Annotated in this window: 7 protein-coding genes and 1 rRNA gene; 6 read left to right on the top strand and 2 right to left on the bottom strand. The window is 42.7% G+C overall.

Annotation, left to right across the window (positions count from 1 at the left end; genetic code table 11):
• From rrf to RMO55_RS00600, 6 genes are all read left to right on the top strand, one after another.
• Window positions 1–99, top strand: a 5S ribosomal RNA gene (gene rrf / locus RMO55_RS00625); the annotation flags it as partial.
• A gap of 167 nt (window positions 100–266) precedes the next feature.
• Window positions 267–2,636 carry a single-stranded-DNA-specific exonuclease RecJ gene (recJ, locus tag RMO55_RS00620; protein WP_310421929.1) on the top strand — a complete coding sequence of 790 codons (2,370 nt, stop codon included), beginning with the start codon at window positions 267–269 and terminating at the stop codon, window positions 2,634–2,636.
• A 22-nt stretch (window positions 2,637–2,658) separates the two neighbouring features.
• Window positions 2,659–3,333, top strand: coding sequence for an HAD-IA family hydrolase (locus RMO55_RS00615; RefSeq protein ID WP_310421926.1), 675 nt, complete (start codon window positions 2,659–2,661; stop codon window positions 3,331–3,333).
• A gap of 257 nt (window positions 3,334–3,590) precedes the next feature.
• Window positions 3,591–3,779 carry a photosystem II reaction center protein PsbZ gene (gene psbZ / locus RMO55_RS00610; RefSeq protein ID WP_310421922.1) on the top strand — a complete coding sequence of 63 codons (189 nt, stop codon included), beginning with the start codon at window positions 3,591–3,593 and terminating at the stop codon, window positions 3,777–3,779.
• 116 nt (window positions 3,780–3,895) lie between these two features.
• Window positions 3,896–4,390, top strand: a complete 495-nt coding sequence (gene ribH / locus RMO55_RS00605) for a 6,7-dimethyl-8-ribityllumazine synthase (RefSeq protein WP_310421918.1) — start codon at window positions 3,896–3,898, stop codon at window positions 4,388–4,390.
• Between the two features lie 109 nt (window positions 4,391–4,499).
• Window positions 4,500–4,661 (top strand): hypothetical protein, encoded by a 162-nt coding sequence (locus tag RMO55_RS00600; RefSeq protein WP_310421915.1) that lies wholly within the window; start codon window positions 4,500–4,502, stop codon window positions 4,659–4,661.
• A gap of 66 nt (window positions 4,662–4,727) precedes the next feature.
• Here RMO55_RS00600 and RMO55_RS00595 read toward each other — a convergent pair whose 3' ends face one another.
• Both RMO55_RS00595 and RMO55_RS00590 read right to left on the bottom strand, forming a co-directional pair.
• The gene (locus tag RMO55_RS00595) at window positions 4,728–5,585 is read right to left on the bottom strand and encodes a dienelactone hydrolase family protein (RefSeq protein ID WP_310421912.1); all 858 of its coding nucleotides are present in this window, start codon (window positions 5,583–5,585) and stop codon (window positions 4,728–4,730) included.
• A 407-nt stretch (window positions 5,586–5,992) separates the two neighbouring features.
• Window positions 5,993–7,831: an iron uptake porin gene (locus RMO55_RS00590; protein ID WP_310421910.1), complete on the bottom strand. Its 1,839-nt coding sequence runs from the start codon at window positions 7,829–7,831 to the stop codon at window positions 5,993–5,995.
• Between the last annotated feature and the right edge of the window lie 194 nt (window positions 7,832–8,025).

Here is an 8,025-nt window from a genome sequence, read left to right as displayed (position 1 = left end):
TGGAACCACACCGATCCCTTCCCGAACTCGGAGGTGAAACGCTATTGCGGCGACGATAGTTGGGGGGTTGCCCCCTGTCAAAATAGCTCGATGCCAAGCTTAATACTCAAGACAAAACAACCCCAGTCTACGACTGGGGTTGTTTTGTCTTGAGTGATAATTAGATCGAAAATATAAGTTACAATATCGAAAATATAAGTTACAATGACGTTGCTCGTTGTCGATCGAATAAATCGAATAACTGATGACTGGAACGCAGAAAAAAGATGGCGAACTCGATCTTAGACTGGCAACTTCCAACCCAACTAGAAATTCCTGCTGAATTTATCTTAGCAATTCGGTCGTGTAAACCGATGGCTAATGGTAAATATGCTGCACAATTATTATGGCAGCGGGAGATACGAGAGATCGATCGAATCCCTGGTTATTTAGATTGCGACAGATATCAACCAACTAGTCCATTTGCTTTTGGTGAGGAGATGAATGCTGCGGTTAAAAGGTTGAAAAAAGCTTGTGTTGGGGGTGAAAAGGTTGCAATTTGGGGCGATTTTGATGCGGACGGGGTGACAGCTACCAGCGTGATTTGGGATGGCTTAGGGCAGTTTTTCAAGCAAGGAGAGCAGTTAAGTTATTATATTCCTGATCGAATGAAGGAATCACATGGGTTAAATATTGCTGGGGTAAAAAGATTTGCAGATCGAGGGGTTAAGCTAATTGTTACTTGCGACACTGGCAGTACGAATATTAAGGAAGTAGAATATGCGGCTGAATTGGGTGTAGATGTAATTATTACCGATCATCATACTTTACCGATCGAACGTCCACCTGTATCGGCAATTATTAATCCGCGTTATTTTGAGTCTAGTCATCCGTTATTTCATCTGGCTGGAGTGGCTGTTGCTTATAAGTTAGTTGAGGCTTTGTATGCGACTTTACCAGATATTCCGCAGCAGCCTGTAGAGTATTTATTAGATTTAGTTGCAATCGGTTTAATTGCCGATCTGGTACAACTTAAAGGTGATTGTCGTTATTTGGCACAGCAAGGAATTAAACGAATAACTTTGCAAAATCAACCAGATATTGACGGCTTTCGACCTGGGGTGCATAAGTTATTAAAACTATGTAAACGTAATGGAGATAGACCGACGGATATTTCGTTTGGAATTGCACCGCGAATTAATGCAATTAGTCGGATTCATGGTGATGCTAGTTTTGGGGTGGAACTATTAACAAGTAAGGATGTCGAACGTTGTGATGAGTTAGCTGCTGAAACTGAGCTAGCGAATACTCGTAGAAAGGAATTGCAGAAAAATACGACGCTCAAAATTCAGCATAAATTAGACGATCTGGATTTATCGACTACCTCAGTAATAGTTCTATCCGATAATAATTGGTCGCCAGGAGTACTAGGCTTAGTTGCTGGACAAATTGCTCAAGAGCATGGTAAACCGACAATTTTATTGAGTACTAATAGTGACGAAGTTGTCGAAAAAGGACAGTCTCAAGTTGCTAGAGGTTCGGCTCGATCGACTCAGAATATCGATCTTTATCAACTAGTTAATTCTCAAGCGCATTTACTCAATAGTTTTGGGGGACATCCTTTTGCGGCGGGAATGAGTATTAATGTCGAGAATATTCCGATATTTACCGAAGCCATCAATCAACAGTTACAGGCAAGCATTGGCAAAGTATCGCCACCGTCGATCGCGATCGATCTAATTATTACATGTGCGGAGTTAAATGCAAGTAGTGGACGAGAATTATTTGAAGATTTATTATTGCTAGAACCTTACGGTATGGGCAATCCAGTGCCTAAATTACTAATTAAGAATTGTCAATTTAAAGATATTAAGAACAAGAATATTCAAGATTTTAAAGGTAAAACCGTACAATATATTCGGACTAAGTTTGAGCTAGTGGATGTTACCAGCTCAAGGGGATTTCCAGGGATTTGGTGGGGACATTACGAACATGAGATTCCGAGAGTAAATTGCGATGCGATCGTCGAACTAGATTTTAATTCTTATGAAAAGAGATTTGAAGTTAGATTAGTTGAAGTGCGTCCAGCCGTTGCCGACGATCGATCGAATATTAGAAGTCCTCAATATCCGCTCAAAGTAATCGATCTTCGTCAAAATGAGATCGATCAGCAATATATCGAGTTAGGATCGATTACCTGGGTTAAACAATGCCCAAGTGAATGGAGTGAATTGCAATCTTATTGCCGAACAGCAGTTCAGACAAATAGTAGGCTAGCTCTCGATTATCAATCTACTAATCTAGCTACTAGTCGAGAAATACTTCAGCAGCTAGTTGGGATTGCTAAATACATGGCGAATACTAGTACAGAAGTCGAACTAGAACGACTAACATCGAAGTTGAATATTAGTGATCGAGCGTTAAGATTAGGGCTAGATGCTCTGGTTGAAATTGGTTTTCAGATCTCCTTACAGCAGCAAACGAATCTGGTGACAATTAGATTATCTCAGCAGCAAGATCGGCATCAGGTAGATTTTTACGCTCTAGATACTATACAGATATTTTTTGCAGCGATCGAGGAAGAGCAATTTAAACGCAATTATTTTCTTCAGGTGCCAGTATACGCGATCGAATCTAGTTTAAGTCGATCGATCTAAATCCAATTAAGTTAGAGCTGTTATGAATAAATCGGTTCTTTTTGATCTAGATGGAACACTACTCAATCGAGACGCATCTGTCGAACAATTTATTGCGGTACAATACGATCAACTCTATCCTCACTTGATCCATATTCCCAAAATAGATTATACAAATAGATTCATCGAATTAGACTGTCACGGGTATGTTTGGAAAGACAAAGTTTATCAAAATCTAGTCACCCAATTTGAGATCGAAACTATTACTTGGCAAGCATTACTAAACGACTATGAGACGCAGTTTCAGTTTCATTGTGTGCCATTTTCTAATCTTGTTGAGATGCTAAATACGCTGAAACAGCAAGGCTACTTGTTGGGCATTATCTCAAATGGGCGAGGGGAGTTTCAAAATCGAGCAATCTCAGGGCTAGGAATTCAAGACTATTTTGATGTTATTCTCATTTCTGAAATAGAGGGAGTCCGAAAACCAACAACAGAAATTTTCCAGAGAGCGATGACTCGATTGGGAGTTTTAGCGCAGGATAGCGTATTTGTGGGCGATAATCCCGATGCGGATATTTTGGGCGCAAAAAGTGCGGGGATGCGGACGATTTGGAAATATAGTTCACAGTGGTTGGAAGCAAAAGAAGCTGATGTAAGTATCGACGATCTGAGTGAAATCCCCTCGATCCTCGAATTGTTCGACGAAAGGCAATAACGGTTCGGTTGAGCTGCTCGACTGAAGTCGCCGCTAGTAATGCAAAGTCCGCTTGTGCGGACTAAGACTAAGGAAGATATCGGTTTAGAAGAACCATATTGCAACAATAAGAGAAATTCATGGATTTCCCCTCCTAACACGCTAACATTGCAGCCCCATCGATAAAGAACCGATAAATAACCAAACAACCAAGCCAAAGAGGTGCTAAATTTTTATATAGCTGAGTTAAAATATTGCTGTTTTGGGAGCGTAATATAATGATTGTAATTTTCAACCTGGCACTATTTGCCCTAGTGCTGTTATCTTTCGTGATGATCGTCGGTGTGCCTGTTGCTTATGCAGCACCACAAAACTGGGATCGATCGAAACAACTCCTGTTCGTCGGTTCAGGAGCTTGGGCACTGTTAGTAGTCGTCGTTGGGGTCTTAAACTACCTAGTAGTCTAGAATTGCCAATCTCCTCGATCGGTTGCTAGGATGACGATACTGTCTCAATTGCAGCCGATCCAAATCTTTTCATGTCCTTCCTAACACCTAATTCCTAATACCTCACACCTAATTACATGGCAGTTTTTGAAGGTACTCTCGTCTGCGATAGTTCTCTGCGGTTTGCGATAGTTATCGGTCGATTTAATGACCTCGTTACGAATAAACTTCTAGAAAGCTGTCAGGATTGCCTGAAACGCCACGGAATTGATGTTGACCCGAATGGTACCCAAGTAGACTATGTGTGGGTGCCTGGTTGCTTTGAGGTGCCATTGGTAGCAAAAAAACTTGCCTACTCCGATCGATATGATGCGATTATCTGTTTGGGTGCGGTAATTCGTGGCGATACGCCCCATTTTGATTACGTGTCTTCAGAGGTTGCTAAAGGTGTCGCTGCGGCTGGATTCCAAAGCGGCACGCCAGTTGTATTTGGGGTGCTGACTGTCGATACAATGTCTCAAGCTCTAGAACGTGCGGGGATTAAGAGCAATCATGGTTGGGGTTACGCGCTCAATGCGATCGAAATGGCTACCCTGATGAAGAAATTACCGGCTACGGGCAAAGATAGCTAAAATATCATTCCTTCAGACAAATTAAGATTTGACATTACTTAGTCATCCCCTCTTATTGACTACTCTGAGGGATTGATATAATTGGTGTATAGCTAAATTTACAACTGAGGTGAATGATATGCGCCCAATGATTTGGCATCCAGAAGAAAAAGACCAAAAAGTTAATCGTTATCTTGACAGCACTACTCGCGCTCCATATTTTGGATTGATGCTCGCTGCGCTCGGTATTTTTTGTTTATTTACTTTTGCAGTTTTAGTAGGAATTTTCTAGAAGTTATCTGCTGCCACTTATTGGTGCGTTATCCTGTCGAGATAACGCACTCTTGATTTAACAGTTTTACTTCCGCTTTTTCGGTTTGAGGTTTGAGCTAAAGAATCCCGTCGTCATCATCCAAGCTTCTGCGGCGGTTTCAGGTGAAAAGTTTTCCCTTCTGTCGCTCATAAAGCCATGTCCAGCGTTAGGGAAAAGATTGAGGATATAGCGTTTCTTCGCTTTGGATAAAGCAGTGGCAATTCTACCGTGTTCGTCAGCGGCAATCATTTGGTCTTCACTACCATACATGAGCATAATCGGTGCTTGCATAGCTGGGACTCGATCGAGTAAGGATTTTTGCCCCAGTGGGTTATTTGGTGCGGGATCTATGCCACCACCGTAGAAGGAAATCGCTGCTTTAATTTTGCTTGCATGGATGGAGTTCGTGAGAAAAGCGTATTTTCCGCCCATGCAGAAGCCAATTACACCAATACCATTGGCATTAATTTCAGGTTTACCTGCGAGAAAATCCAGACTTTTACCCACATCACTCATGACAGCATCATCATTGAGCGATTTGAGCTTGGCAATGGCACCAGGGACATCGGTATAGGCATAAGTAGTGCCACGATAAAAGTCTGGAGAGATCGCGGCAAATCCTGACTGAGCTAACCTGTCACAAATACTCTTACACCATTTATTTAAACCGAAAGCTTCCATGAGGACAATGATTGCGGGAAATTTACCCGTTCCGGTTGGGGTCACATAATAACCTGGTAAATCTTGCGTAATTTGGATATTTTTACCAACAATAGCCGCTGGTTTAGCCACGGGATTGGTGGTTTTGGCATCTGCTTCTTTGGCTGTAGACAGTTGGGCATTAGCCACGATTGCGGCTGTAGCTATGCTAGATGCTCCCAGTAATATATCCCGTCGTTTCATTAGTTATTAGTTATCTACGATCCATTATCAATATACTCACATCTTGCATCAGAACGCAGTTGCTAGTGTTTAGTGGATAGTGGATAGTGAATAGTAAATAGCCGCCTGTCGGAGAGTTAGGATTTTTCGCAAAACGAGATTTGTTGTTGGGTGTGTTAGCGGCAGCGTAACGCACCTTTATGGTTCGATCGTACGCTCCCGCTAATGCTAACGCACCCTACGAGAGCAATTTTTGGTTTCTAAGGGCAGTCTGCTAGAGGTAAGTTTTGAGGCTATTTTCATTAGTTGTCATGTACGGCGCAAGATCTGAGTATCGCAATCCCCAAAAATTAGGGTAGGGGCAATTCATGAATTGCCCCTACCCTAATTTTTGGGAGATATTTAGAGTGAATGTTCGAGGCTAGCGACTAAAACACAAAAGTTGTTCGTACCGTACCGAGATACTCAGTAGGGTTAGCAGCATTGTGTTCGGGATTTGTCAACATCAATATCCCAGGCGTGATGTAGAGATTATCACTAACTTTGTACTTGTAAAAAGTTTCAAAGTGTAGACTAGTATCCTTATCGATACGCGGAGTGGATACATTATTAACAACAGTAGAAAAGTTAGTCCCAGTAACTTTGGGTTGCATCCCTACCACAAATCCCAATGTACTCCCTTTGGAACCAAAATCCTTGGCAGCAAGAGTCACCGCATAGTTCCAGATATCAGCTTTACCACCGCCTCCTTCTTGTTTGGCTTGAGTTAAACCACCCCAAGCTGATAGGATCAGCTCCTTGGAAAGATTGACGCTACCAGCGACAGAATAGTGATTAGCGGAAGTTGGTGCTAGAGTATTGGGTGCCGCAGGATTAGCAGGGTTGGCGGAGTTGAATGGGTTATTGGCAATGTTACTACCATTGGCACCAGAAATACCCGTACCAGCAGAATGGTAAGAATGGGCATAAATTAAGCCCAAGCTCAGATCATCAGAAGGTTTCAATGTAAGCTGGGAAAATATCACATTAGAACCATTGAATAATCCAGTTGAGGGACTACTTACAGTTTCTGGGGCTGTACCAGACACACCAGGAATACCGACGCGAGGTACGACGTAGCTCAAGACCAATCCTAATCCAGGAGTCACTTTGTAATCTAAACCGACACCTGCGCCTTCATTGCTGAGACGGTAGATGGGGTTAAATCGTCCGAATCGGCTAATTGCCCCAGTACCAGCAGCTTGATGTTCGGGGTTAAAATTGTAGTAGTTATCGTTCAACTCACTACCTACTGCTTCAACAAATACCTTGGTTGAATCTGTTAGTGGCAGTTGGTACTGCAATCTGTGGAGAGTCGTGTTGTTCTCATCACTGCCTTCAAACCCCAACCGAGTCATGTTGGTTTTAGCAGCAGAAGTTGCTACCGATCCAGCAAAACTATTGCTATTACGTGCTTGCAAGCGAACGAGGAGTAAATCTTTTCCGGTAAAGCTGCTACGGAAATTGAGTCGCACGCGATCGGAAAAAATAGTACTTCGGTTTGCACTACTTGGCCCACCCGCTAAACCAGTTACGGCAAAAATTGCTTCACCAACTAGTTTCGTGGTGGTGGAAAAACTTTTATCCTTGAGTTCGGTGACCTTAGCATCGAGAGCTTTAATCCGCGCATCTACGCCTTGAAGCTCGGTGCTGAAAGATTGGACTAGTTGCTTGAGTTGGTCGAGGTCCTGCTGAGAAACCTGTGGCTCGACGGGGGCAGGAGGCGCGACTGGGGTAGTCTCTACAGTTGGTGGTGGTGGTGCAACTTCAGGAGCTACTGGGGGGGGAGTAACAACGGCTGGGGCTGGTGCTACTCGTCTTTTTTTGAGGAATTTACGTGGTTTTCTGGCAACTAATTGCTCGATCGATTGGATACAGCCATTAAGACTAGTAGCAAATTCTTCACGAGACAGGGTTTTATTGCCTGTAGGCGCGTCGGGACAGCTATATTTGGTATTTAAAGCTTGGAGTGTTTGATAAGCCCAGTCACCAGGCTTAATTTCAGTGGCTTCTGTGGCTTGGGTGACTTGCTCGGCAGTAGGCTCGTTGCTAACCGTGGCAGCAATCTCTTTGGCAACTGGGTGAGAAAACTCAGTAGTATTTTTGGTGGTTAATTTTGGAGTTTCATTTCCACCAGGATTAGCAGTGGCAGGTGTAGATCCAGCCATCCAGATGGCAATAGCAATGAGGATCGGGGATAAAAAGATATTAGATAATAGTTTCGTCATTTGATTGATGCTGTTCCTCACACTGTAATTTTTTTTAAGGATCGAGTATAACAAGCTACATTTTGCTGTGCTAATCTTTTCTTTTCTGCATTATAGTTTACAGTTTTCAGAAAAAGTTAATCTTGAGGCAACGATCGATTGGGTCGGTAAAAGCCAGTATGAGTAAGTGCTAGACTTATTGTGCTTTACGATAC

Source organism: Chamaesiphon sp. VAR_48_metabat_135_sub, assembly GCF_031418915.1.
In the GTDB taxonomy this organism is placed as follows: domain Bacteria; phylum Cyanobacteriota; class Cyanobacteriia; order Cyanobacteriales; family Chamaesiphonaceae; genus Chamaesiphon.
This window is presented reverse-complemented; position numbering and strand designations above follow the sequence as displayed.

What these genes read in the sequence shown, in the direction of transcription:
- recJ (WP_310421929.1), top strand. Translation starts at nt 267, where the DNA reads ATGGCGAACTCGATCTTAGACTGGCAACTTCCAACCCAACTAGAAATT.
- RMO55_RS00615 (WP_310421926.1), top strand. Translation starts at nt 2,659, where the DNA reads ATGAATAAATCGGTTCTTTTTGATCTAGATGGAACACTACTCAATCGA.
- psbZ (WP_310421922.1), top strand. Translation starts at nt 3,591, where the DNA reads ATGATTGTAATTTTCAACCTGGCACTATTTGCCCTAGTGCTGTTATCT.
- ribH (WP_310421918.1), top strand. Translation starts at nt 3,896, where the DNA reads ATGGCAGTTTTTGAAGGTACTCTCGTCTGCGATAGTTCTCTGCGGTTT.
- RMO55_RS00595 (WP_310421912.1), bottom strand. Translation starts at nt 5,585, where the DNA reads ATGAAACGACGGGATATATTACTGGGAGCATCTAGCATAGCTACAGCC.
- RMO55_RS00590 (WP_310421910.1), bottom strand. Translation starts at nt 7,831, where the DNA reads ATGACGAAACTATTATCTAATATCTTTTTATCCCCGATCCTCATTGCT.